Origin of the sequence: Caulobacter sp. SLTY, from assembly GCF_009905535.1 — a bacterium.
Classification (GTDB): domain Bacteria; phylum Pseudomonadota; class Alphaproteobacteria; order Caulobacterales; family Caulobacteraceae; genus Caulobacter.
This window is the reverse complement of sequence record NZ_JAAALA010000042.1, coordinates 1-22,184: the sequence shown is the minus strand read 5'-3', so window position 1 is coordinate 22,184 and position 22,184 is coordinate 1. Positions and strand designations below refer to the sequence as shown.

Here is a 22,184-nt window from a genome sequence, read left to right as displayed (position 1 = left end):
CGGGGCGTTTTTGGTTGGGGGTCAGCGCTTTCCCTTCCGGAACGCCTCCGCCGCCTCCACCCGCGCCTGTTTGCGCAAAGCCTTGGGCAGGCTGGCGTCCACCGCCTCGCCCGCCCCGGTCAGCGCCTCGTTGGCGAACTCCAGGTCCAGCAGCTTCAGCCGCTTGATCTCGTCGCGCAGCCTCGCGGCCGTCTCGAACTCCAGATTGCTGGCGGCGTCGCGCATGCGGGTTTCCAGGTCGCGGAGGGTGGCCTGGAAGTTGTTGCCGAGGAAGGGTTTGGCATCCTCCGCCACGCCGGCGTCCACTCGGACGTGGTCGCGTTCGTAGGGGCTGGCCAGGATGTCCTTGATGCGGGACTTGACGCTTTCGGGGGTGATGCCGTTGGCTTCGTTCCAGGCCTGTTGCTTCTCGCGGCGGCGCCTGGTCTCGGCCATCGCCCGTTCCATGGAGCCGGTGATGGTGTCGGCGTAAAGGATGACCTTGCCGTCGACGTTGCGGGCGGCGCGGCCGATGGTCTGAATGAGGCTGGTCTCCGAGCGGAGGAAGCCTTCCTTGTCGGCGTCGAGGATGGCGACCAGGCCGCACTCGGGGATGTCGAGGCCCTCGCGCAGCAGGTTGATGCCGACCAGGATATCGAAGGCGCCCAGGCGAAGATCGCGGATGATCTCGATGCGCTCGAGGGTGTCGACGTCGGAGTGCATGTAGCGGACGCGCAGGCCCTGTTCGTGCATGAACTCGGTCAGGTCCTCGGCCATCTTCTTGGTCAGCACGGTGACCAGGGTGCGGTAGCCGCGCTGGGCGGTTTCGCGGGCTTCGGCGATCACATCGTCGACCTGGCTGGCGTTGTTCTTGGCCACCGGGCGGACCTCGACCGGCGGGTCGATCAGGCCGGTGGGGCGGATCACCTGTTCGGCGAAGACGCCGCCGGCCTTTTCCATCTCCCAGGGGCCGGGGGTGGCCGAGACGTGGACCGTCTGGGGCCGCATGGCCTCCCACTCCTCGAACTTCAGTGGGCGGTTGTCGATGCAGCTGGGCAGGCGGAAGCCGTACTCCGCCAGGTTCCATTTGCGATTGTAGTCGCCCTTGTACATGGCGCCGATCTGCGGAACCGTCTGGTGGCTCTCGTCGGTGAATAGCAGGGCGTTGTCGGGGATGTATTCGAAGAAGGTCGGCGGCGGCTCGCCCGGCCGGCGGCCGGTGAGGTAGCGGCTGTAGTTCTCGATGCCGGCGCAGCTGCCGGTGGCCTCGATCATCTCGATGTCGAAGGTGGTGCGCTGTTCCAGCCGCTGGGCCTCCAGCAGCTTGCCGTTGGCCACCATCCAGTCGAGGCGCTCCTTCAGCTCGGCCTTGATGTGGTTGACCGCCTGGCGGAGCGTCGGGCGGGGGGTGACGTAGTGGCTGTTGGCGTAGATCTTCACCGTCTCCAGGTCGGCGGTGCGCTTGCCGGTCAGGGGGTCGAACTCCTGGATGGCCTCGATCTCGTCGCCGAACAGGCCGATGCGCCAGGCGCGGTCCTCGTAGTGGGCGGGGAAGATTTCGATGGTGTCGCCGCGGCGGCGGAACATGCCCCGCTCGAAGGCGGCGTCGTTGCGCTTGTACTGCTGGGCCACCAGGTCGGCCATCAGCTGCTTCTCGTCGATGCGGTCGCCGACCGACAGGGAGAAGGTCATGGCCGTGTAGGTCTCGACCGAGCCGATGCCGTAGATGCAGGAGACGGAGGCCACCACGATGACGTCGTCCCGCTCCAGGATGGCGCGGGTGGCGCTGTGGCGCATGCGGTCGATCTGCTCGTTCCGGCTGCTGTCCTTCTCGATGTAGGTGTCGGTGCGCGCGACGTAGGCTTCCGGCTGGTAGTAGTCGTAGTAGCTGACGAAATACTCGACCGCGTTCTCCGGGAAGAAGGACTTGAACTCGCTGTAGAGCTGGGCGGCGAGGGTCTTGTTGGGGGCGAGGATCAGGGCCGGGCGCTGGGTCTCGGCGATAATGCTGGCCATGGTGAATGTCTTGCCCGAGCCGGTGACGCCGAGCAGGACCTGATCGTGCTCGCGGTCCTTGATGCCGGCGACCAGGTCGCGGATGGCGGTCGGCTGGTCGCCGGCGGGCTCGTAGTCGGCGACCAGCTTGAAGGTCTTGCCGCCCTCGGACTTGTCCGGCCGCGCGGGGCGGTGGGGTTTCCACAGCATGGGGGCCCCATCCTTCCTTAGGGGGGCGTCCGCGATGTCGTGGACGAACTTGGCGGACACTTCTGAGACACCGGGGCTGGGCATGGGGCGAATGTAGGTCTCGCGCGGGCAGGGGGCCAGAGGGGCTGATGACAGGGGATGGCAGCAGTGAAGCGGGCGGAGCGCCTGTCTGTTCCGCGGGATGCCGGGCCGCCGGAACCGGCCCGTGAATGGGGCTTTTCCCCCTCATGTCAGAGACCGACCCGCCGTCCCCGAAGACGCCCGACCCTCGCCAGGGCATGCCCGATCCGCAGCTGGGGGAGGCGGAGTTTCGGCAGCGGTTCCTGTCGGCGTTCCAGGACCCGGCGTTCGAGCCGCTGAAGGCGGAGCTGGACCGCGTGGCGGGAGCGGCCTGGGACGGCTACAGCCACCACCGAAAGGCGCCGCGCACCCGCAAGGCGGGGCCGGGCTATGCCGATCCGGACTATGACTTGGCCGAGGACTGGATCGCGGCCAAGGCGGCGGTCGATGCGGCCCAGGCGCGGCATGAGGACAAGGACGGTCCGCCCCGCATCCTGCTGGTCAACGGCAGCTCGCGCAGCGAGCACAGCTGTCCCGGCGAGATGTCGAAAAGCTGGCGGATGGTGGAGATGGCGCGGGCGGCGATCGCTTTGGAGGCGCCGGAGATTGAGGTGAAAGTCCTCGATCTCTCGCGGCTGACCAGCGAGTACGGGCGGGAGATTCACCCCTGCAAGGCCTGCTTCTCGACGGCGGCGGCCCTCTGTCACTGGCCGTGCAGCTGTTATCCCAACTACAGCCTGGGGCAGGTCCACGACTGGATGAACGAGATCTATCCGATGTGGGTGGAGGCCGATGGGGTGATGATCGTCAGCCCGGTCAACTGGTACCAGGCGACCTCGCCGCTGAAGCTGATGATCGACCGGCTGGTCTGCGCCGACGGGGGCAATCCGGACCCGACCCTGACCCATGGCAAGGATGCGAAGAAGGCCAAGGAGGAGGAGCTGAAGGGCTGGGACTATCCGCGCCACCTGGAGGGGCGGCTCTTCTCGGTCATCACGCACGGCGACACGGAGGGGGTGGAGACCCTGCGGAGGATGCTGAGCGACTGGCTGTCCTCCATGAAGATGATCCCGGCCGGGGCGGCGGCGGAGATCGACCGCTACATCGGCTACTGGGAGCCCTATGCCACCAGCCACGACGCCCTCGACGCCGACACGGCGATGCAGGACGAGGTGCGAGACGCGGCCCGGGTGCTGCTCGACGGCGTGCGCAAGAAGCGGGCCGGACAACTTCCGGAGGGGCCGAAGCTGCGGGAACCGCGGCGGAAGTAGCGCCTATTCCAAACCCCAGTAGCCGCCGACGTAAGGCACCGTCAGGCGACGGCCATAGGTGTCCAGCGCCTTGATCACTTCCGGCTTGGCCAGGACGGCCTCGCGCCGCTGGCGCATGCGGGTCTCGTAGTCGCCCTTGGGCGGCCTGGGGCCCGCGACGGCGGCCAGCAGGGCGGTGTCGCGATGCCGTTCCGACCTCAGCCGCTTGACCAGCAGGTCGGCGGCCTCGTCGATCCGGTCCAGGCACAGCAGGGCGCGGCCGATGGCCGAGGGATTGTCGTCCCAGCGGGGGGCGATCCTGTCCATCAGGGCGTCGGCCTTGGCCCGGTCGTTGGAGGCCAGGGCGCAAACCCGGCCGGACTCCCGCCAGAGCAGGCCATAGGGCGAGCCGTCCCCATCGCCGATCTGGTCGAGCACGGGCAGGGCCTCGGCCCCCCGTCCCTGGCGGACCAGATAGGCGGCCCAGTTGACCCGCTGGCTGATGCGGTCGCCCTGGGCGTCGCCCGCGGCGATGGAGGCGTGGAAGGCGGCTTCGGCTTCGGCGGCGCGCTCGACGTCGCTGTAGGCGTAGGCCAATTCGTTGTGCAGCCAGTTGGCGTTGTCCGCCTGGTCGTCAAAGGCCTTCGGGTCAGTCAGCCGGTCGCGGGCCGCCTCCCCGACCTTGATCGCCTCCTCGGCGCGGCCGATCAATCGCAGGGCGCCCATCAGTTCGACGACGATCTCCAGCCGCCGGGGCTGGTCGGCGGCGCTCTTGCGCAGGCGGGCGATCTCGGCCTCCGCGACGGCGGCCCAGTCGAAACGGTTGTCGGCCTGCAGCTCCCGCCACACCGGCTCGAACCGCCGATCGACGGCGACCGCCACCAGGATGCGCGGGCTGGTCACGGGCTTCAGCGTATCACTCAGGGCGGCGTACTTGCGGGCGGCGGCCTGGTTGCGGGCCAGCAGCGCGCGCCAGTCGCTGCGGGCCATGTCCCGCAGGGAAGGGTTGGTCCATTCGACCGCGATCAGCCGGCTGAGCAGGGCCTGTTCCAGGGCCGGGTCCTTGTCTGCGGCGCGGACCATCGGCGCGAACCAGCCGGGCTCCCAGTCTCCGACCATTTCCGGCAGGCCGTCGAGCACCGGCAGCAGGCGGCGGGCGGCGGTCTCGTCGCGATCGGCGCGCAGGTCCTGCAGCATCAGTGGGTAGTTGGCCACGGCCTGGTCAAGAGGCGCCTCGGCGATGGCGTCCAGCTTGGTGGCCAGCCAGACGGCCTCCTTGTCGGTCTGGTCGTCGTGGCAGATCAGCAGGCTGATCAGGGTCAGCCGGCGGGCGATCGGGCTCATCCGGTCGAAGTCGGCCGAGCGCGCAATCGACATCAGCGTCGCCTGGGCGCGGGCGCAGTTGTTGAAGCCGCCCTCGATCAGCGGATCGACGATCTGGCGGGCGCGGTCCTCGAGCGCGATCTGCGAGAGCGCCTCGTCGCCCCGAGATGAGGGCGGTGGCCGATTGTGTGATCCGGTCGCCGGCGCCGCGGCAGCGGGCGCGGCCAGCAGAAGGCCGGCCAGGATCAGGCCCGCGGATACGCGATTATGCATGAACACCCCCGTTACCGGCTCAGCCTGCCGAGGGACGGAGCCAGGCGCAAGGCCCGTCACCTTCCGGGCTCGGCCTGTTCGCCCGGCCCGGTAAGGGTCGTCAGGCGCGAGGGTGATTCAGCCGTACTTGCCGAGGTAGCCGTCGTGGATGTCCAGGCAGGCGCTGCGCTGCGTGTTCCACGGGCTGCGGCGGCCCGTGCCACGGGACAGGATCTCGTTGCCCGAGACGCGGCCGGCGGCCAGGCCCTCCGAGGCCATGGCCAGGGCGGACTTGCGGTCCAGCCCCCGGTCGCGGACCAGGCGATCGACGGCGGCGTTCAGCATGGCCGTGCCGACCATCTTGTCAGCCTCCGCCGCCTCGGCGTCCTCGCGTTTGGTGTGCAGCGTGTAGGCCGCCGAGAACATGCCGGCGCATTGCGACAGCAGCATCCAGTAGGGCTTGCCCACGTCGGTTTCGGTCAGGCCGGTGGCGGCGCCGCGCGGCATCACCATGTCGGCCGCGAGCGCCGGCTGGCCGGCGAGCGCCAGCGGGGCGCAGAGCGTCAGGGCGATGAGCGCCCGGCTGAGGTCTCGCATGGATCGATCCTAGTAGGAGACTTGGGTCGCGTAGGTTTCGGCCACGTCCAGGCAGGCGCTGCGGGCGAAGTTCCAGGTCGAGGAGGCGCTGGTGTCGCCGGTGGAGACCAGCGACCTGCTCTTCTCGCGCGCGTTCAGCACGGCCGGCTCGATGAGCAGCAGAGCGTCCTTCTTGCTGATGCCGCGATCCTGGCGCAGGCGGGAGATGGCGTCGTTGGCGAAGCTGATCGCCAGCTGGCCGGCTTCCTGAGCGCCGTCCGCGTCGCCGCGCTCGGTCAGGTAGCTGGCGGCGGCGCCGAACAGACCGGCGCATTCGGCCTGGGCGGCCCAGAACGGCTTGCCGTTGAGGTTCTCGGTCAGGCTGTCCGCGGCGGCCTCATAGAGCAGGTCGCCGGCGAGCGCCGGGGCGGCGAGGAGCGGCAGTGCGGCGGCCATCGCAACGCCGACGATGAACTTTCTCATGAATGCCTCCCAATACGGCATGAGTGAACAAGGCATGGTGCTACGGACCGGGGCTTTGCGCAATGGATCACGCCGTAATCCCGGCCAGAACTGTTTGAGTCATCCACAACAACAGACGAGAAATGCCGCGCCGCCCACCCGCCGCAGGCATTCGAGATTCTACAATGGCCAGCGGTGTTTAGCGGCTCGAACAGCGAAATCTGGACGGGTGCTTCATGCTGCGTTGCAGCATAGACTTGCGAATCGGCCCCATTTGCGCCATAAAGTCTGGCATAAGGACCACCTCGGCCATTTCCTGAAACCGGCCGAATCTCGTCGTTTCCTGATGTCCGCGTAGCGTATTGGGACGGAACGGCGTCGATGTCGGGGGGCGAAACGCCCTCGTCGCACAGGACTAGAGAGCTTTGAATTCCCCCAAACGGAGCCGCGCTGGCGCGCGAGCCCTGACTATTGGCGCATCCACTGGCGCCGTCATGGGCCTCATCGTCGCGGCCGCCTATGTGGCGGGCACCGCTGACGCTCGCGAACAGCACGTCCGTCTGTCGACCATGGCCGAGGCCGCCGACGGCGAGTTCTCGGAAGCCGCCCTGCAAGAACGCGTTCTGAACATGGACCCGGCCGCCCTGGTGGTGGCCCGCCGTCACGATCCGGCCCTGATGGCCGGCGACGACCAACGTGATCGCCAACTGGCCCGGCTGGCCGCGCGGCTGGAAAAGCGCGCCGGCGGCAACCCCCAGCGCGGGCTGTTCCTGCGCGCCAGCCTGGGTGGTTCGTTCAACCCGGCGGCGGAGCCGTTCCGGCTGGACGGCGCGCTGGGCGCCTCGCGCGATCTCGAGTGCCTGACCCAGGCGGTCTATTACGAAGCCCGCGGCGAGACCCCCGACGGACAGGCGGCCGTGGCTCAGGTGGTGCTCAACCGCGCGCGCCATCCGGCCTTCCCCAAAACCGTCTGCGGGGTGGTGTTCCAGCGGACCAGCTCGGTCTGCCAGTTCAGTTTCGCCTGCGACGGCTCGATGCGTCGCGGCCGCGAGCCTGGCGCCTGGCGCCGCGCACAGCGGGTGGCCGAACGAGCGCTCGGCGGCCATGTGATGACCGGGGTCGGCAACGCCACCCACTTCCATACCATCAACGTCTCGCCCGGCTGGGGCCCGCGCATGGTGCGGGTGCAACAGGTCGGCCTGCATGTCTTCTACCGCTTCGGCGGACGCGGCGGGGCGCCCGGCGCCTTCGACGGCCGCCCTCAACTGTCGGGTCCGGGCGGCGACTTCGAGGTCGCGCGGGCGACCGGCATGCCGACCGGCCCGGTGCCGTACGAGATCGTCACCGGCTCGGGCGCCAAGGTGATCCTGGCTTCGGCCGTCACCGAGGCGCCGGGGGACAAGCCGGGCGTGGGCGGTCCCGCCGAAAAGCCGAAGGAGCCGGCATCGGCGCCGAAGGCGGTCGAGGGCGCGCTCTAGAGCGCGTTCCGATCGGTGGAACCGGTAATCGGATCAAACGCGCGACCAGCAAGAACCTGGAGCAGCTCGATTTGATTCCATCATATCGAGCTGCTCTAGCGCCTCGGCCTGTCGGTCAGTCCACCGCCACCAGCGACTTCATCCGCTTACGCACCGCATTCGGCATCCACTTCAGCATGAAGGCGATGTCGCGGCCGGCCTTGCCGACGATGTAGTTGAGCTTGCCGTCCTTGCCCTGGGCGGCGTCCCAGATGACCTGCGCGGCCTCATCGACGGTATAGACCGGCGAGCCGCCTTCGCGGATGGCGTCGGTGATCTTCAGGTTGGAGCCCTGTGCGCCGGCGTTGAGGATGGGGGTGTCGACGAACCAGGGCATGATGCAGCGGACCGAGATGCCGAAGCGGCTGAATTCGGCTTCGAGGGCTTCGGAGAGGCCGCGCACCGCGAACTTGGTGGCCGCATAGATGGCCATTCGCGGCGAGCCGAACAGGCTGGCGCAGCTTGCGACGTTGATCAGGGTCGAGCCCGGTGTGGCCTTTAGGAGGTCCAGGCCCGCGCGGGCGCCGTTGACCACGCCCTTGACGTTGATGTCGATCTGCAGGTCGCCTTCCTCGGGGCTCTGTTCCTCAAGGAAGCCATAGCGGGCGATGCCGGCGTTGTTGAGCAGCACGTCCATGCGCCCGCCGCTGGCCTTGGCGAAGGCGTTCATCGCCTTGGCCCACTGGCCGCGATCGCGGGTGTCGAGCTCGACGGTCATGCCGTTGCCGGGGCCGATGGCCTCCAGCGCGGCCTTCAGGCCGGCCTTGTCGATGTCGGAGAGGCCGACGAACCAGCCTTCGCGGGCGAACCGCCTGGCGGCGCCCAGGCCGATGCCGCTGGCCGCGCCGGTGATGAAGATGGATCTACGCCCATTGGCGCTGGCCGTGGCCATGGCGGCCTCCCGCTTTTCTGTTTGTTATCGCCGATCAGATGCGGGAGGCGGCGTGGCGTCAAGCGGCGCTGTTGTCTTCCGTCGGGGCGCCCGGGCCGTTTTTCTTGATCGACTCGATGGCGTTCTCGGCCGAGGCCTTGCTGGCGTAGCCTTCGGTCGAGAACATGGTCTCGTTGTTGTATTTGAAGCGGACACGGTACTCGCCGGCCTTGTCCTTGTAGATCTCGAACTTGTGGGCCATGGGCGTCTCCTTATGTTGGGCGCCCGACATTGGCGCGGACCCGGGCGCGGCGTCCAGACACGAGGTTTTGAGCTAGGGCAGGACGAGGGCCGTCGCGGAGCGGCGCAGCGCCTGCGGTGGCTGGCCGAAGGCGCGGAGGAAGGCGCGGCGCATGCGCTCGCTGTCGCCAAAGCCGGTTTCCAGAGCGATGTCCTCGACCTGCAGGGGCTGGTTGTCGAGGAGGGCGCGGGCGGCTTCAAGGCGCAGGCGTTCGACGGCCTTGGCGGGGGTGAAGCCGACCTCGGCGGCGAAGGCGCGCAGGAAGGTTCGCTCGCTCATGCCGGCCTGCTCCGCCAGGTCCGGCACGGTGAGGGGGCGGCGGAGATTCTCCCGCATCCAGGCCAGCAGGGGATCGAACCGGCCGCCGGCCTCCATGTCCAGCAGGGCGGAGAACTGCGACTGGCCGCCGGGGCGGCGGTGGTAGACGACCAGCTGCTGGGCGGTCTTGCGCGCGACGTCTTCGCCCAGGTCCTCGCCGATCAGGGCGAGGGACAGGTCGATGCCGGCGGTAATGCCGGCGCTGGTCCACACCGGGCCGTCGCGGACGAAGATTCGGTCGGGCTCCAGCTTTACCTTCGGATAGGTGCGGCGGAAATGGTCGGTGCGGGCCCAGTGGGTGGTCGCGCGGCGCCCGTCCAGCAGCCCCGCCTGGGCCAGGATGTAGGCCCCCGAACAGACCGAAGCGAGACGGCGGGTCTGGCGGGCCGCGTCGCGGACGAAGGTCAGGGTTTCGTCGCAGATGGCCGGGCCGCGCGTGCCCTCGCCGCCAGACAGGATCAGGGTGTCGAATCGGTCATCGGCGGTGAAGGGTCGGCTGCCCAGGGTGACGCCTGACGAACTGGAGATCGGACCGCCCGAGCGGCTGATGGTCTCGATGGCGTAGGCGCCGGGGCGGTATCGGCCGCCGATCTCGAAGGCCGAGACGGGGCCTGCCGCGTCGAGCAGCTGGAACTGGTCAAAGACCAGGATGCCAATGCGCCTGGGTGTCATGGCGAAAAATGAGGGATCAATGTCATTTCGGCCAGACGCTAAGTCGGGCAGTATGCCAACGTCAAGACCAATCCCCTTCGGAGCCTGCCATGAACGCCCAGCCGCTGCACATCGTCTTCGCCCTCTATCCGGGCGTGACCCATCTCGACTTCACCGGGCCGCACCAGTTTCTCAGCCGCCTGCCGGGCGCCAAGGTCACCGTGGCCTGGATGGAAGGCGGGGAGTTGGAGGCGGACGGCCTGACGTTCGCGGGCCTTGGCAAGCTGGGCGAGATCGAGGCCTGCGACATTCTCTGTATACCCGGCGGGTTCGGGACCACGGAGGCGATGCAGAACCAGGCGTTCCTGGACGAGGTTCGCCGGCTGGCGGGGATGTCCCGTTATGTCACCAGCGTCTGCACGGGCTCGCTGATCCTGGCGGCGGCGGGTCTGCTGAGGGGTAAGAGAGCGGCCTGCCACTGGGCCTGGCGCGATCAGCTGGCGCTGTTCGGGGCTATCCCCGATCCGTCACGGGTGGCGCGGGACGGCAATGTGTTCACGGGTGGCGGGGTGACGGCGGGCATCGACTTCGCCCTGACCCTGGCGGCCGAGGTGGCGGGCGACGACTTCGCCCAGGGGCTTCAGCTCGGCCTGGAGTATGCGCCCGCGCCCCCGTTCAACGCCGGGCGGCCGGAGACAGCGCCTCCGGAGATCCTGGTGCGCATTCAAAAGATGTATGGCGCGGCCATGCCTGAGCGGCTGGCGGCGGCGGAGAAGGCGGCGGCGCTGGTTTAGGGTCGTAACCCCTCACATTCGGTCAGTGCTCTTGGCGCTCCCTTCCCTCGCGGAGAGGGTAGGGAAGGCCGACCGTGTGCAGTGAAAAGCTATCGATCCTGGGTCTTGGCGTGCACCGTCTCGACGTTCTGGTGCAGGTTGCCATAGCGGCCCTGGCTCTTGAGGTTGGCGTCCGCATCGCCGGGCTGGCTCGACTGCAGGCCGGTGCGACCGTCGCGACGATCCCCGTGAGCTTCCTCGATGTCGGGGCGCTGGCCGCGGAAGCTGCGCTGTTCCTTGGGGATGGGCGGGGCTTTGGACATGGGGCGCTCCTGTTTCTGGCCCCCGACGCAGGCATAACGGCCCCGCGCCGACACCGTTGCAGGACCGCGTTCGCCTAAGCCCCGAAGCTGACCGAAGTCATCGAGATGGCGGCGAAGACCTCGTCATTGAAAAAGCCGACCGGCTCGTCCGCGTGGCTGGCGCCCAGCACATAGAGCAGGGGCAGGTAGTGTTCGGCGCTGTTGATGGCCAGGTCGGCGTCGGGGCCGAGGCCCGCCCAGTCGATCAGAGGGTCGTGGTCGCGGGTCTGGATCAGTCGCTTGGCGGTGTCGTTGAAGCGCGGCGACCAGTCGGGGGTCACGCCGCTGCGGAAGTTCACGGCGCGCAGATTGTGGACGATGTCACCACTGCCGATGATCATCACCCCTTCGTCGCGCAGGGTCGCGAGGCGTTGGCCGGCCTCGTAGTGCCAGCGGTCGGGTTTGGTCCGGTCGATCGACAGCTGGACGATGGGAACGTCGGCCTGCGGATACATCGGGGCCAACACGCTCCAGACCCCGTGGTCGAAGCCGCGCTCGGGGTCGAGCGCCACCGGTTCCGGAGCAAGAAGATCGGCAACGCGGCGGGCCAGTGCCGGGTCGCCGGGGGCCGGATAGCGCACGTCGAACAGAGCCTGCGGGAAGCCGAAGAAGTCGTGGATGGTGGCCGGCGCCGTCCCGGCGGTGACCGCCACGCCCCGCGTCTCCCAGTGCGCCGAGACGATCAGGATTGCCTTGGGCCGGGGCCGGTCCAGGCCGGCCTGGGTCCATCCCTGGCGCCAGGCGTTGTCCTCGATGGCGTTCATCGGCGAGCCGTGGCCGAGGAACAGGGCGGGCATGCGGGTCATGAGGTCGTTTCGTAACAAGATAAGATACAGATGGGCCAGCGGCCCGCGGGTTGCAACCCTTGCCGTGAAGCGGCCTGAACCCGGCCCGCCAGAGGCACGCCATGTCCAATTCGATCCAGAATGAGACGGAATCCCGGCCTGCGCCGACCGGTATTGTCCCGGGACGGGGCGGGGCGTTGGACCTGCTGCGATTCCTGGCGGCCCTGCTGATCGTCGTCTACCACTATGGCCAGGACGCGCCGGTGGCGCTGGACGCCCTGCATCCGGTGTTCGGGCGCGGCTATCTGGCGACCGATTTCTTCCTGATCCTCTCGGGCTATGTGCTGGGCCGCGCCTATGGGCGCCAGGTGCTGGGCGGGCGACTGGGGCCGGCCGCCTTCCTCGGAAAGCGGATCCAGCGGCTATGGCCGGCGCAGCTGATGGTCCTGGCCGCGCTGGCGGCGGTGGTGTTCGCGGCCGGGCTGGTCGGGGTGGAGCCGAAGCATCCCGAAAACTACACGGCTCAGGCCTTCGTCATGCAGGCGCTGTTCTCACAGGCCTGGGGCATCCCCGGCGGCGGCGGCTGGAACCACCAGAGCTGGTCGCTGTCGGCCCTGGTCATCTGCTACGGCGCCTTTCCGCTGGCCTGGCACTGGGTCAGCAAGCTGAGGAGTTCCACGGCCCTGCTGGCGCTGGGCATGCTGGCGGTCGTCGGGGGTGACCTGCTGTGCATGGGGCTGATCGGCAAGCCGATCTATGATCTCGACTTCCATTTCGGCCTGATCCGGGCCGTGCCGCTGTTCCTGCTCGGCCTGTGCATCGCGCGGGTGGTGGAGGAGGGCCGTACCAGCCTGATCGTCGCCCACGCCCTGGGCTGGCTGTCGGCCGGCGCACTGGTCATGCTGCAGGTGGCCGGGCGGTTCGACCTGGCCAGCATCGCCTGCATCGCCGGCATCGTGCTGGCCTGCGGCCGCATCCCGGTGGCCAGGCCTTCGGCTCTGATCGAGGAGGGCGCCAAGCTGTCCTTCGCCCTGTTCATCACCCATGCCTTCACCGGCCTGGTGTGGTTCGGGATGGTCAATGTGCTGGAGGCGCGGTTCGACCTGCCGGCGGCCATGCAATGGCTGCTGTGGGCCGGCTCGATCCCGGCGGCGCTGTTCGTCTCGTTGGCCTTCCACTACTGGGTGGATACGCCGGTCCAGGCCTGGCTGGCCCAGCGGCTGAAGAAGCGGCCGGTGGCGGCGACCGCCTAGAGGCCTTTCGACGCCGTGCTGCCGGCCACGAACAGCACCGCATCGAAGCCATGGACGACGCGCGCCAGCCGCGCGTCGGTGGCGGCTGTCACCGAGCCAGACATGAACCGTCGCAGGGGACGCAGGTCCACGAGTGTGGAGGCGTCCGGCAGCAAGAGGTCAGCCAGGGGACTCAGGCCCAGGCCTTCGAGAGAGTCGGCGGGGACATCCTCATAGGTCCAACTGGTCGGATTGAACGCCGCCTGCCGCCCGCCCGGACCGGGGATGACCAGCAGGTGGAAGCTGGTTTCGCCCTCCAGGGCGGCCGTCTCGGCCAGCAGGTTTCCGATGTCGTAGACCTCCGTCATGCTGCGGCCGCGCACCATATGGCCGGCTCCGAACTTGAACAGGGCGCGGGGCTTGCGGGCGGCGGCCCGCCACTGGCGGACGAAGGCGCCGCGGTTGAAGTCGGCCCGGATGGCGTTGGAGTCGAAGTAGCGTTTGTCGAGATAGGCGCGGTTGGTGCGCAGGGTCTGGAGAAGGGTTTCCAGGATTTCGGCGCTGGCCGGATCGGGTTTTGGCCAGGCGGCCATGACCGCCTCGACCAGGGCCGGGTCGCCTCCGAAGCAGAAGGTGTCGCCGAAGTTGTTGCTGGCCGCGAACCTGGCCCAGCCGGCGTTGGAAGCGGCTTCCAACGCCGACAGTGGCTTGGCGGCGGAGGCGGGCGCCTTGGGCTTGAGGCGGGCGATCAGCCGCCGGTCCATGGTCACCTCATAGTCGAGGCCCCAGATCCGCTGGTCCTTGCCGGGCAGGGCGGCGCGGACATCGGCCAGCATCCGCGCCTCCTCGGCCATGGTGTAGAAGGCCGGCCCCGGCGGGTGGTTGCGGAAATAGGCGGTCAGGCCGTCCATGCCGCCGCGCGCCGCCTGATCGAGGTCCTCGGCGATGGGCGGGGAAATCTCGAGGATCAGACGGTCGGGCTTCAGCGCCTTGGCCAACGCGCGGACCAGCACCGGAACCTGGGCCAGGCCGTGCTCCTCCCCGAAGGCGAAGAACCGGGCCTTGCGCCCCTCCGCGACCAGCCAATCCCAGCCGGGTCCGCGAGGACCGGCGGCGAGATCGATGGTCAGGGGCCTGCGTCCGTCGCCGAAGCCGCCGCGCAGGCGGTCCAGCCAGGCCGGCCTGGCGGCGTCCTTGGCCGTCTCTTGGGCCGCGGCAGGCGCGGAGGCGGCGAGGCCGGCTCCGGTCAAGGCGGCGAACAGGCTGCGGCGGTCGAGTTTCATGATGTGGCCCCTCTCTGTGTGAGAGAGGCGCAGTGACCCCCGCTTGGATGCGGGTGACGCAAACTTAATGCGCCTCAGGCGTCCAGGCCGATGTCCAACACCGCGGCCGAGTGGGTCAGGGCGCCGACGCTGATCACATCGACGCCGGTCTCGGCAATGGCGCGGACGGTGTCGAGGTTGACCCCGCCACTGGCCTCCAGGACCAGGCGGCCGGCGTTGCGGGCTACGGCCGTGCGCAGGTCCTCAAGGCTGAAGTTGTCGAGCATTATGACGTCCGGGCCGGCGGCCAGGGCCTCGTCGAACTGGTCCAGCCCATCGACCTCGCACTCGACCTTGACCAGGTGTCCGGCGAAGGCGCGAGCCCGCTCGATGGCGGGGCGGACACCGCCGCAGGCGGCGACATGGTTGTCCTTGATCAGGATGGCGTCGTCGAGGCCGAAGCGGTGGTTGACGGCGCCGCCGCAGCGCACGGCGTACTTTTCCAGCACGCGCAGGCCGGGGGTGGTCTTGCGTGTGTCGGTGATGCTGGCGTTGGTCCCGACCACGGCATCGACATAGGCGCTGGTGAGGGTGGCGATGCCGCTGAGCCGGCCCAGCAGGTTCAGCGCGGTTCGCTCGGCCGAGAGCAGGGCGCGGGCGTTGGCCTCGACGCTGGCCAGGAAGGCCCCCGGCTCAATGGTGTCGCCATCGCGGACCAGGGTCTCGAAGCTGGCGTCGGGATCGAGGGCGAGGATGGCCAGGCGGGCGCAGGCCAGGCCTGCGATGACGCCGGGCTTGCGGGCGCCGAAGGTGGCGGTCAGCCGGGCGTCGGCGTCGATGCAGGCCTGGGCGGTGAGGTCGCCGGCGCGGCCCAGGTCTTCGGCCAGGCTGGCGCGGACGATGGGCTCGATCAGCAGGTCGGGCGGAGCGGGGATCATTCGGCGGCGACCTTGCGGGCGTCGAGCCCGGCCAGGGTGATGAAGGTGCGACGGGCCGGCTGGGCGCCGGGGTAGTCGCGGCGGAAATGACCGCCCCGGCTCTCGCGCCGCTCCAGGGCGCAGGCGACGACCAGCCGGGCGGCGGTCAGCACCGGGCCCTCGCCGTGGAGCTCGCGCAGGGTCTCGATGCGGGCGAGCAGGTCGGTCAGGCCGGCGCCGTCCCGGACCACGCCGGCCTGGTGGCTCATCGCCTGGCGCAGCCCGGCCAAGGCGCCGCCCGGCAGGTCGGGCCAGGGGACGGCGGGCAGGGGCTCGGTGACCGGGGCGACGGCGTCCCGCAGCACCGCGCCGGCGCGGGCTCCGAACACGGCGGCCTCCAGCAGAGAGTTGCTGGCCAGGCGATTGGCCCCGTGGACGCCGGTCGAAGCACACTCCCCGGCCGCCAGCAGACCGGGCAGGCTGGTGCGGCCGTCCAGGTCCGTGGCGATGCCGCCCATGTGGTAGTGGCAGGCCGGGGTGACCGGGATCGGCTGGATGCGCGGGTCGAGACCGGCCGCCTGGCAGGCGGCGAATACGGCCGGAAACTCGTGCGGGAAGGCCTCGCCGATCGCCTGAGTGGCGTCCAGGAAGGCGCCGCGGCCGGCCAGCTGCTCGCTCTGGATGGCGCGGGCCACCACGTCTCGGGGAGCCAGCTCGGCGGCCGGGTGGTAGGCGGTCATGAAGGCGCGGCCGGTCTGGTCACGCAGGATGGCGCCCTCGCCGCGCAGGGCCTCCGTGGCCAGGGGGGCAGGATCGGCGCCGATGTCTATGGCGGTGGGGTGGAACTGCACGAACTCCGGGTCAGCGATCACCGCCCCGGCCAGGGCGGCCAAGCCCAAGCCCTCGCCACGCACCTCGCGCGGCGTGGTGGTGACGGCGTAGAGTCCGCCGAGGCCTCCGGTGGCCAACAGGGTGGCGGCCGCAACGATCTCGGTCAGGGCGCCGGCGTCATCCTCGACCAGGGCGCCGCGAACCCGTCCGGCGGCGTCCTGCAGCAGGGACCGGGCGCGAAGGCCGGTGCGGATTTCGATGTGCGGTGCGGCCAGGGCAGCGGTCACCACAGCCTCATGGATGGCCCGGCCGGCCCCGTCTCCGCCGACGCGGGCGACGCGGGCCAGGCTGTGGGCCGCTTCCAGGCCCTGCGAGAAGCCGCCGTCTTCCGTGCGGTCGAAGGGCGCGCCGAGGTCGGCCAGGGCGCGGACGGCGTCGGGACCCTCGCCAGTCAGCACCGCGACGGCCTCAGGATCGCAGAGGCCGGCCCCGGCAGCGATGGTATCGCGGGCGTGCAGGGCGGGGCTATCCTCGTCGGCCAGGGCGGCGGCCATGCCGCCTTGCGCCCAGGCGCTGGAACAGCCTTCGCCGAGCGGCGTGGGGCTGAGCAGCAGGACCCTGCGCGGCGCGGCCGCCAGGGCGGCGGTCAGGCCGGCCAGGCCGGCGCCGAGGATCAGCACCCCGTCATGCTGGATACGCTGGTTCATCTCAGCTCCTGGGCGGCCCGCATCGGGTCGCACTCGAACATGGCGTCATAGGCGTCGTGCAGGTTGGCGCCGTGGCGGATCAGTTCCTCGACCACCTCTCGGGCGCCCAGCGGCATCAGGCTGGACCAGGGCTTGGGAACTTCCGGGGGCGTGGCCTGCACCCGATAGACCCAACCGAACTTGCTCACTTTGATCATTTCGAGCCTCCTTTTCGGCTCAGATCAGCTCGACATCGACATGGTGGCCGCGCGCCTTGACCAGGTCATAGCGGGCGGGGATGGCCGGCGGGGGCAGGTCGATCATCCGCTGCACAGCCAGGCGGGCGCGCTCGGCGATGTCCGGATGGATGGTCACCTCGAACTGGTTCTTGACCAGGGCGTCGAGGATGTTCTGCAGGGTGATGCGCTTCATATGCGGGCACATGTTGCAGGGACCGATGAACTGCACGCCGGGCACGTCGCCGGCGATGTTGCTGGCCATGCTGCACTCGGTGATCAGCACCACCTGCCGGGGCCGGCGCTTTTCGACATAGTCGGTCATGGCGGCGGTCGAGCCGGCGAAGTCTGCGGCGTTGAGCACGTCCTCCGGGCATTCGGGGTGGGCCAGGATCTCGGCGCCGGGGAAGGAGACGCGCATCTCGGCGATGTCGTCCACCGTGAACCGCTGGTGCACCTCGCAGGCGCCCTTCCAGGCGATGATCTTGACGTCCGTCTGGGCGGCGACGTTGCGGGCCAGGTATTCGTCGGGGATCAGGATGACCTTGTCGACGCCCCATTCCTTGGCGGCCCATTCGACCACCTGAACGGCGTTGGCGCTGGTGCAGCAGATGTCGGTCTCGGCCTTCACGTCAGCGGTGGTGTTGACGTAGGTGACCACCGGCAGGCCCGGATAGCGCTGCTTGATCAGCCGCACATCGGCGCCGGTGATCGAGCTGGCCAGGCTGCAGCCCGCCCGCAGGTCCGGGATCAGCACAGTCTTGTCGGGGCAGAGCACCTTGCTCGTCTCGGCCATGAAGTGGACGCCGGCCTGGACGATGATCTTCGCGTCGCTGCGGGCCGCCTCGCGGGCCAGGCCCAGGCTGTCGCCGACATAGTCGCCGACCCCGTGGAAGATCTCCGGCGTCATGTAGTTGTGGGCCAGGATGACGGCGTTCTTCTCGCGCTTGATGCGGTTGATCTCGGCGATCAGCGGGGCGTGGACCTGCCAGTCCAGCGGTGTCACCGCATCCTTGACCTTGTCCCAGACGGGGGCGGTCAGGGCTTCCACCTCGGGGGTGAAGGTCAGCGCTGCAAATCCGTCGGCCATCTCTCACTCCTTTTGCTCAACATGAGCATTAGTGGGGCCTCGAAAAGGCCGAAGCGCCTGGGCGTCCGGCCGCCACTTTTGCTGAAACTGAGCATAAGCGGTAAACGACATATAGGCCCCTCTCCAGCGGGGGGCAAGAGAGATTCGTCCGGAACCGTCGCAACCCAACCTTCGGATGATTTCGCTCATCCTCCGCGACGGCTTGTCACAGGCATCGGCGATTATAAGTATGGGGCCCAACCCAAGGAGCCGAGATGGCCAACAAGTCCGAACCCGTGGTCGAGGCGCTGAACAAGGCGTTGGCCGACAGTTACGCGGCCTATCTGAAGACCCACGGATACCACTGGAACGTCCGGGGGCCGAACTTCAGCAGCTACCATAACCTGTTCATGACCCAGTACACCGAGATGTGGACGGCGCTGGACGTAATTGCCGAGCGCATCCGCACCCTGGGGGCCTACGCGCCGCAGGGCTATGCGACGTTCGCCAATCTGACCTCGATCAAGGATGGCGATCCGGACCAGTCGGCCGAGGAGATGATCCGCGAACTCGTGCGCGACCATGGCGTGGTGGCCGACACCCTGCGCGCCGCGCTCAAGGACGCGGACGCTGCGGGCGACGATGTCACCGTGGACCTGATGACCCAGCGGCTGGCGGCGCACGAAAAGCACGCCTGGATGCTGCGCGCCACGCTCGGCGACAAGTAGGGCCGCTTGCGCCGGTCCTCGCTCCTGACCCTGGCGGTACTGGCGCTGACGGCGGCGCTGGTCGCCGCCTGCGCCACCGACTTCCGGCGCACGGCGCTGTCGGGGCGGTCGGAGGCCTTCGCGTCCCTGACGCGAGGCTACGGCGACTTGGCGTTCCGGCGGCTGACCGCCGACATGGACCCGGCGATGATGGCCCTGGCCGTTCGCCACGACGGTATTCCCAGCAAGGACTACTGGGGCCGGGCGCGGGGCTGGGAGACCTATGACCTGACCCGGCTGCCGGTGCTGGGGGTCGGCGCGCTCAGCGCCGAGGACGCTCAGGCGATCAACGCCCTCTATGCGGCCGCGGTCGAGCCGCCGCCGCCGGCCAAGCCGTTCATCCTTAAGGCCAGTCCGGAAGACCGCGCCGCCGCCGTGCAATGCCTGACCCAGGCCGTCTATTACGAGGCCGCCACCGAGCCGCTGGAGGGCCAGCAGGCGGTGGCCCAGACGGTGCTCAACCGGATGCGGCATCCCGGCTATCCGAAGTCAGTCTGCGGCGTGGTCTACCAGGGTTCGATGCGGGCCACCGGCTGTCAGTTCAGCTTCACCTGCGATGGGTCGCTGGCCCGGGTTCCAGTTCCGGCCATCTGGAGCCGGGCGGAGATGGTGGCCAACAAGGCGCTGAACGGCTTCGTCATGACCAGGGTGGGGACGGCCACCCACTACCACGCCGACTATGTGGCTCCGTACTGGGCGCCGACCCTGTTCAAGATCGTCCAGATCGGCCGGCACATCTTCTATCGCTGGACCGGCCCCTGGGGCCTGCCGCCGGCCTTCACCGGTAAATACGCCGGGGGCGAAGCGATGCTGTCCCGCGCCATCCTTGAGGGGCTGGACGCCCGAACCCAGGGCGACAGCCTCCTGCCCGGTGACCAGGTTGGCCCCGGCGGCCTGATCAGCACGGCGACCCGCACGGTGGTGCTTTCGGTAGATGGGGTCGAGCAGAGCTACACGGTCGCCGACCCCGGAACGGCCGGCCAGGAGATGCTGCGCACCCCGGGTGTCCTGACCCCCAGCCGGCGTCCGCCGACGGCCGAGGAGATCGCCGACATCAACGCCAAGCTGAAGGCTATCGAGGACGATCCCGACGCCCCGATCAGCACCGCCCCCAAACCGGTCCCGCCGCCAAGGCCGACCGACCCGGGCGCACCGCCGCCGACTCAGGCGGGCGATCTGCCGATCGGGCGGAGGCAGGATTAGAGCCCAAAGGCCTTCGCGTAGGTGATCGACACGAACTCGGCCAACGCCCCCGGAACCAGCTCCAGCGCCATGAAGTGCGGCCCCGCAAAGGGCGCCGCCACGGTTTTCGCCAGCGCGGCCGAGTACCCTACGCGCGGGTAGTAGGCCGGGTGACCCAGCACGATCACCGCCTCTGTTCCCATAGCGGCCAGGCGGCGATGACCCTCTTGCATCAGCGCCGTGCCCAGTCCGTCCTTCTGGCGGCCCGGCTGTACGGAAAGCGGGGCCAGCGCGGCCAGCTTTCGGCCGTTGTCGGTTCCAAGCGGGCTGAACAGGATGTGGCCGACCACCGCGCCGTCTTCCTCGGCGACCAGCTCCAGCAGCGCGTCGCCATCGGCGCGCAGGGCTGAGACCAGCTCGGCTTCCTCACGCTGGGCAAAGGCGGCCGCAACCACCGCGTCGATGGCGGCGTGGTCTTCGGCGACCGCCGGGCGGATCACCACGCCCCGATCTTCTGCGCTTCCTGGTGGCTGATCGGCTTGTGGGCCGCCTCATGGTCCTGTTCGGCCAGGAAGCGAACGGCCTCCAGGGCGGCCATGCAGCCCATGCCGGCGGCGGTGACCGCCTGGCGGTAGACGTCGTCGGTCACGTCGCCGGCGGCATAGACGCCGGGGATGGCGGTCGCGGCCGTGCCGGGCTTCACATGCAGATAGCCGCTGGCGTCCATCTCCAGCTGGCCCCTGAACAGTTCGGAGGCCGGAGCGTGGCCGATGGCGATGAAGACGCCGTCGGCGGCGATCATCCGGGTCTCGCCGGTCTTCACCGACTTGAGGCGCACGCTGGTGACCCCGCCGTTCTCGCCGAGGATCTCGTCGATGGCGTGATCCCAGATGACCTTGATCTTGGGGTGGGCGAACAGGCGTTCCTGCAGGATCTTCTCGGCCCGGAACTCATCACGGCGGTGCACCACGGTGACCGTCTCGGCGAAGTTGGTCAGGAACAGCGCCTCCTCCACGGCGGTGTTGCCGCCGCCGACCACGGTGACCTGCTTGCCGCGATAGAAGAAGCCGTCGCAGGTGGCGCAGGCGGAGACCCCGCCGCCCTGGTAGGCCGCCTCGCTGTCGAGCCCCAGCCACTTGGCCTGGGCGCCGGTGGCGATGATCAGGGTCTCGGCCAGCCACTCGGCGCCGCTGTCGCACTTGACCAGGAAGGGCCGCCTGGAGAGGTCGACCGAGGTGACGATATCGGAGACGAACTCGGTCCCGACATGCTCGGCCTGGGCCTTCATCTGGTCCATCAGCCAGGGCCCCTGGATGACGTCCGCGAAGCCCGGATAGTTCTCGACATCGGTGGTGATGGTCAGCTGGCCGCCCGGCTGGATGCCGGCGATCAGCACCGGGTTGAGCAGGGCGCGGGCGGCATAGATGGCGGCGGAATAGCCGGCGGGGCCGGAGCCGACGATGAGGCAGCGGACGGGGCGGGGGGCAGAGCTCGACATGGGGCCAGATATAGGATCGATTCCACATCGGCGCGATGGGAGAGGGGCCATGAAGAGCGGATTGCCGATCGGGGTCGCGATTGGGGTGCTGGTCGGCGTGGTGGTCGGGGCGGCGACCGACAACATGGGGACCTGGCTCAGTATCGGCGTGGCCATCGGCGCCGGCCTGGGCGTTGCGATGCAGGCGCGGGCCTCGAAGGGCGGCGGGACCGACAGCGGAGGCGACAGCGGATGGACGGACAGTAGCGACGGCGGAGGTGACGGCGGCGGGGACTGAACCGTCACCGGACTGTCACGCCTAGGCCCTATCCTGTCCTCGATGACGCATGGCGTGATCTTCCTGCATCCTTACCCGGGGCAAGACCTCCGGCGGGGCAGCGAAGCATCGACCGCGCATCCGGCGGCGACGGCATCGGCCGCGCCGCGCTTCTCCTCAACACATGCACGATACGCGGCGGAGAAGGCCGCGTTCGCGTCCGATGGGCGGACGCACAGGAGACTTCATGGACCCCTACAAGATTGGATCCGACCGTAGCCGCGCCGAGCTGATCGCCGGCCCGGTTCTGGGAACGATGGCCGGTTTGTTTGTGGGATTTCGGTACGACCAGACGCTCGGAGTGATTGCCGGGCTGGCCGTCGCCGCGCTCGTCACCGTGCTGATCCTCAGCAGTTGGACGAAGGAAAATCGTCGGCGGAACCGGGACTCCGGCGGGGGTGACGGCGGCGGATATGAGGGCGGCCCTGCATTCGACGGCTCCAGCACCCGCCACTTCGACGCCAACCATCGGGACAGCGACGGCGGCTGGGGCGATGGCGGAG

At 69.1% G+C, this 22,184-nt stretch carries 24 protein-coding genes; 8 read left to right on the top strand and 16 right to left on the bottom strand.

Going from position 1 to position 22,184, the window contains the following annotated elements; genetic code table 11:
- Positions 1–21: 21 nt before the first annotated feature.
- Positions 22–2,268, bottom strand: coding sequence for an excinuclease ABC subunit UvrB (gene uvrB, locus GVN21_RS18565; protein WP_166576232.1), 2,247 nt, complete (start codon positions 2,266–2,268; stop codon positions 22–24).
- A gap of 143 nt (positions 2,269–2,411) precedes the next feature.
- On the opposite strand from uvrB, the gene GVN21_RS18560 reads away from it, so the two are divergent.
- Positions 2,412–3,515 carry a flavodoxin family protein gene (locus GVN21_RS18560; protein ID WP_166576231.1) on the top strand — a complete coding sequence of 368 codons (1,104 nt, stop codon included), beginning with the start codon at positions 2,412–2,414 and terminating at the stop codon, positions 3,513–3,515.
- Positions 3,516–3,518: 3 nt separating this feature from the next.
- On the opposite strand, the gene GVN21_RS18555 is transcribed toward GVN21_RS18560, so the two are convergent.
- The 3 genes from GVN21_RS18555 to GVN21_RS18545 all read right to left on the bottom strand — a co-directional run bounded on the left by GVN21_RS18555 (position 3,519) and on the right by GVN21_RS18545 (position 6,128).
- Positions 3,519–5,090, bottom strand: coding sequence for a hypothetical protein (locus GVN21_RS18555; protein WP_166576230.1), 1,572 nt, complete (start codon positions 5,088–5,090; stop codon positions 3,519–3,521).
- A 117-nt stretch (positions 5,091–5,207) separates the two neighbouring features.
- Complete coding sequence (locus GVN21_RS18550; protein ID WP_166576229.1) at positions 5,208–5,666, bottom strand: hypothetical protein; 459 nt, start codon at positions 5,664–5,666, stop codon at positions 5,208–5,210.
- A 9-nt stretch (positions 5,667–5,675) separates the two neighbouring features.
- Entirely contained in the window at positions 5,676–6,128 is a 453-nt protein-coding gene (locus GVN21_RS18545; protein WP_166576228.1) for a hypothetical protein, read from the bottom strand.
- 473 nt (positions 6,129–6,601) lie between these two features.
- On the opposite strand from GVN21_RS18545, the gene GVN21_RS18540 reads away from it, so the two are divergent.
- Positions 6,602–7,585 (top strand): cell wall hydrolase, encoded by a 984-nt coding sequence (locus GVN21_RS18540; protein WP_166576227.1) that lies wholly within the window; start codon positions 6,602–6,604, stop codon positions 7,583–7,585.
- A gap of 115 nt (positions 7,586–7,700) precedes the next feature.
- Here GVN21_RS18540 and GVN21_RS18535 read toward each other — a convergent pair whose 3' ends face one another.
- The 3 genes from GVN21_RS18535 to GVN21_RS18525 form a co-directional block, all read right to left on the bottom strand.
- Positions 7,701–8,516: an SDR family oxidoreductase gene (locus GVN21_RS18535; protein ID WP_166576226.1), complete on the bottom strand. Its 816-nt coding sequence runs from the start codon at positions 8,514–8,516 to the stop codon at positions 7,701–7,703.
- A gap of 58 nt (positions 8,517–8,574) precedes the next feature.
- Complete coding sequence (locus GVN21_RS18530) at positions 8,575–8,757, bottom strand: YegP family protein (RefSeq protein WP_166576225.1); 183 nt, start codon at positions 8,755–8,757, stop codon at positions 8,575–8,577.
- A gap of 72 nt (positions 8,758–8,829) precedes the next feature.
- Positions 8,830–9,786, bottom strand: coding sequence for a GlxA family transcriptional regulator (locus tag GVN21_RS18525; RefSeq protein WP_166576224.1), 957 nt, complete (start codon positions 9,784–9,786; stop codon positions 8,830–8,832).
- Positions 9,787–9,875: 89 nt separating this feature from the next.
- On the opposite strand from GVN21_RS18525, the gene GVN21_RS18520 reads away from it, so the two are divergent.
- A complete protein-coding gene (locus GVN21_RS18520) occupies positions 9,876–10,559 on the top strand; it encodes a DJ-1/PfpI family protein (RefSeq protein ID WP_166576223.1) in 684 nt (227 codons plus the stop codon).
- 89 nt (positions 10,560–10,648) lie between these two features.
- On the opposite strand, the gene GVN21_RS18515 is transcribed toward GVN21_RS18520, so the two are convergent.
- Positions 10,649–10,861, bottom strand: coding sequence for a hypothetical protein (locus GVN21_RS18515; RefSeq protein WP_166576222.1), 213 nt, complete (start codon positions 10,859–10,861; stop codon positions 10,649–10,651).
- A 74-nt stretch (positions 10,862–10,935) separates the two neighbouring features.
- Positions 10,936–11,706, bottom strand: coding sequence for a 4,5-DOPA dioxygenase extradiol (gene ygiD / locus GVN21_RS18510; RefSeq protein WP_166576221.1), 771 nt, complete (start codon positions 11,704–11,706; stop codon positions 10,936–10,938).
- Positions 11,707–11,807: 101 nt separating this feature from the next.
- Here ygiD and GVN21_RS18505 point away from each other — a divergent pair, with 101 nt between their 5' ends.
- Positions 11,808–12,938, top strand: a complete 1,131-nt coding sequence (locus GVN21_RS18505) for an acyltransferase (RefSeq protein ID WP_166576220.1) — start codon at positions 11,808–11,810, stop codon at positions 12,936–12,938.
- Here GVN21_RS18505 and GVN21_RS18500 read toward each other — a convergent pair.
- The 5 genes from GVN21_RS18500 to nadA all read right to left on the bottom strand — a co-directional run bounded on the left by GVN21_RS18500 (position 12,935) and on the right by nadA (position 17,939).
- Positions 12,935–14,200 carry a hypothetical protein gene (locus GVN21_RS18500; RefSeq protein ID WP_166576219.1) on the bottom strand — a complete coding sequence of 422 codons (1,266 nt, stop codon included), beginning with the start codon at positions 14,198–14,200 and terminating at the stop codon, positions 12,935–12,937. The two genes, GVN21_RS18505 and GVN21_RS18500, sit on opposite strands and share 4 nt — an antisense overlap.
- A 74-nt stretch (positions 14,201–14,274) precedes the next feature.
- Positions 14,275–15,117: a carboxylating nicotinate-nucleotide diphosphorylase gene (gene nadC, locus GVN21_RS18495; RefSeq protein WP_166576218.1), complete on the bottom strand. Its 843-nt coding sequence runs from the start codon at positions 15,115–15,117 to the stop codon at positions 14,275–14,277.
- Positions 15,114–16,634 carry an L-aspartate oxidase gene (locus GVN21_RS18490; RefSeq protein WP_166576217.1) on the bottom strand — a complete coding sequence of 507 codons (1,521 nt, stop codon included), beginning with the start codon at positions 16,632–16,634 and terminating at the stop codon, positions 15,114–15,116. Before GVN21_RS18490 ends, nadC begins: the two co-directional genes overlap by 4 nt.
- Entirely contained in the window at positions 16,631–16,831 is a 201-nt protein-coding gene (locus GVN21_RS18485; protein WP_166576216.1) for a hypothetical protein, read from the bottom strand. Before GVN21_RS18485 ends, GVN21_RS18490 begins: the two co-directional genes overlap by 4 nt.
- A gap of 19 nt (positions 16,832–16,850) precedes the next feature.
- Positions 16,851–17,939: a quinolinate synthase NadA gene (gene nadA, locus GVN21_RS18480; protein ID WP_166576215.1), complete on the bottom strand. Its 1,089-nt coding sequence runs from the start codon at positions 17,937–17,939 to the stop codon at positions 16,851–16,853.
- A 254-nt stretch (positions 17,940–18,193) separates the two neighbouring features.
- On the opposite strand from nadA, the gene GVN21_RS18475 reads away from it, so the two are divergent.
- Together GVN21_RS18475 and GVN21_RS18470 are read left to right on the top strand one after the other, a co-directional pair.
- Complete coding sequence (locus GVN21_RS18475) at positions 18,194–18,646, top strand: Dps family protein (protein ID WP_166576214.1); 453 nt, start codon at positions 18,194–18,196, stop codon at positions 18,644–18,646.
- Positions 18,647–18,652: 6 nt separating this feature from the next.
- The gene (locus GVN21_RS18470) at positions 18,653–19,888 is read left to right on the top strand and encodes a cell wall hydrolase (RefSeq protein ID WP_240903017.1); all 1,236 of its coding nucleotides are present in this window, start codon (positions 18,653–18,655) and stop codon (positions 19,886–19,888) included.
- On the opposite strand, the gene GVN21_RS18465 is transcribed toward GVN21_RS18470, so the two are convergent.
- Positions 19,885–20,370, bottom strand: coding sequence for an N-acetyltransferase (locus GVN21_RS18465; protein ID WP_205690169.1), 486 nt, complete (start codon positions 20,368–20,370; stop codon positions 19,885–19,887). The two genes, GVN21_RS18470 and GVN21_RS18465, sit on opposite strands and share 4 nt — an antisense overlap.
- A complete protein-coding gene (gene trxB, locus GVN21_RS18460; RefSeq protein WP_166576213.1) occupies positions 20,364–21,365 on the bottom strand; it encodes a thioredoxin-disulfide reductase in 1,002 nt (333 codons plus the stop codon). Before trxB ends, GVN21_RS18465 begins: the two co-directional genes overlap by 7 nt.
- A 49-nt stretch (positions 21,366–21,414) precedes the next feature.
- Between trxB and GVN21_RS18455 the strand changes: the two genes are divergently transcribed.
- Positions 21,415–21,642 (top strand): hypothetical protein, encoded by a 228-nt coding sequence (locus GVN21_RS18455; RefSeq protein ID WP_166576212.1) that lies wholly within the window; start codon positions 21,415–21,417, stop codon positions 21,640–21,642.
- A 226-nt stretch (positions 21,643–21,868) separates the two neighbouring features.
- On the top strand, positions 21,869–22,184 hold a 316-nt coding region (locus tag GVN21_RS18450), incomplete at its 3' end, for a hypothetical protein (protein ID WP_205690168.1).

Coding starts and splice junctions, on each gene's coding strand:
- uvrB (WP_166576232.1), bottom strand. CDS start 2,268: ATGCCCAGCCCCGGTGTCTCAGAAGTGTCCGCCAAGTTCGTCCACGAC.
- GVN21_RS18560 (WP_166576231.1), top strand. CDS start 2,412: ATGTCAGAGACCGACCCGCCGTCCCCGAAGACGCCCGACCCTCGCCAG.
- GVN21_RS18555 (WP_166576230.1), bottom strand. CDS start 5,090: ATGCATAATCGCGTATCCGCGGGCCTGATCCTGGCCGGCCTTCTGCTG.
- GVN21_RS18550 (WP_166576229.1), bottom strand. CDS start 5,666: ATGCGAGACCTCAGCCGGGCGCTCATCGCCCTGACGCTCTGCGCCCCG.
- GVN21_RS18545 (WP_166576228.1), bottom strand. CDS start 6,128: ATGAGAAAGTTCATCGTCGGCGTTGCGATGGCCGCCGCACTGCCGCTC.
- GVN21_RS18540 (WP_166576227.1), top strand. CDS start 6,602: ATGGGCCTCATCGTCGCGGCCGCCTATGTGGCGGGCACCGCTGACGCT.
- GVN21_RS18535 (WP_166576226.1), bottom strand. CDS start 8,516: ATGGCCACGGCCAGCGCCAATGGGCGTAGATCCATCTTCATCACCGGC.
- GVN21_RS18530 (WP_166576225.1), bottom strand. CDS start 8,757: ATGGCCCACAAGTTCGAGATCTACAAGGACAAGGCCGGCGAGTACCGT.
- GVN21_RS18525 (WP_166576224.1), bottom strand. CDS start 9,786: ATGACACCCAGGCGCATTGGCATCCTGGTCTTTGACCAGTTCCAGCTG.
- GVN21_RS18520 (WP_166576223.1), top strand. CDS start 9,876: ATGAACGCCCAGCCGCTGCACATCGTCTTCGCCCTCTATCCGGGCGTG.
- GVN21_RS18515 (WP_166576222.1), bottom strand. CDS start 10,861: ATGTCCAAAGCCCCGCCCATCCCCAAGGAACAGCGCAGCTTCCGCGGC.
- ygiD (WP_166576221.1), bottom strand. CDS start 11,706: ATGACCCGCATGCCCGCCCTGTTCCTCGGCCACGGCTCGCCGATGAAC.
- GVN21_RS18505 (WP_166576220.1), top strand. CDS start 11,808: ATGTCCAATTCGATCCAGAATGAGACGGAATCCCGGCCTGCGCCGACC.
- GVN21_RS18500 (WP_166576219.1), bottom strand. CDS start 14,200: ATGAAACTCGACCGCCGCAGCCTGTTCGCCGCCTTGACCGGAGCCGGC.
- nadC (WP_166576218.1), bottom strand. CDS start 15,117: ATGATCCCCGCTCCGCCCGACCTGCTGATCGAGCCCATCGTCCGCGCC.
- GVN21_RS18490 (WP_166576217.1), bottom strand. CDS start 16,634: ATGAACCAGCGTATCCAGCATGACGGGGTGCTGATCCTCGGCGCCGGC.
- GVN21_RS18485 (WP_166576216.1), bottom strand. CDS start 16,831: ATGATCAAAGTGAGCAAGTTCGGTTGGGTCTATCGGGTGCAGGCCACG.
- nadA (WP_166576215.1), bottom strand. CDS start 17,939: ATGGCCGACGGATTTGCAGCGCTGACCTTCACCCCCGAGGTGGAAGCC.
- GVN21_RS18475 (WP_166576214.1), top strand. CDS start 18,194: ATGGCCAACAAGTCCGAACCCGTGGTCGAGGCGCTGAACAAGGCGTTG.
- trxB (WP_166576213.1), bottom strand. CDS start 21,365: ATGTCGAGCTCTGCCCCCCGCCCCGTCCGCTGCCTCATCGTCGGCTCC.
- GVN21_RS18455 (WP_166576212.1), top strand. CDS start 21,415: ATGAAGAGCGGATTGCCGATCGGGGTCGCGATTGGGGTGCTGGTCGGC.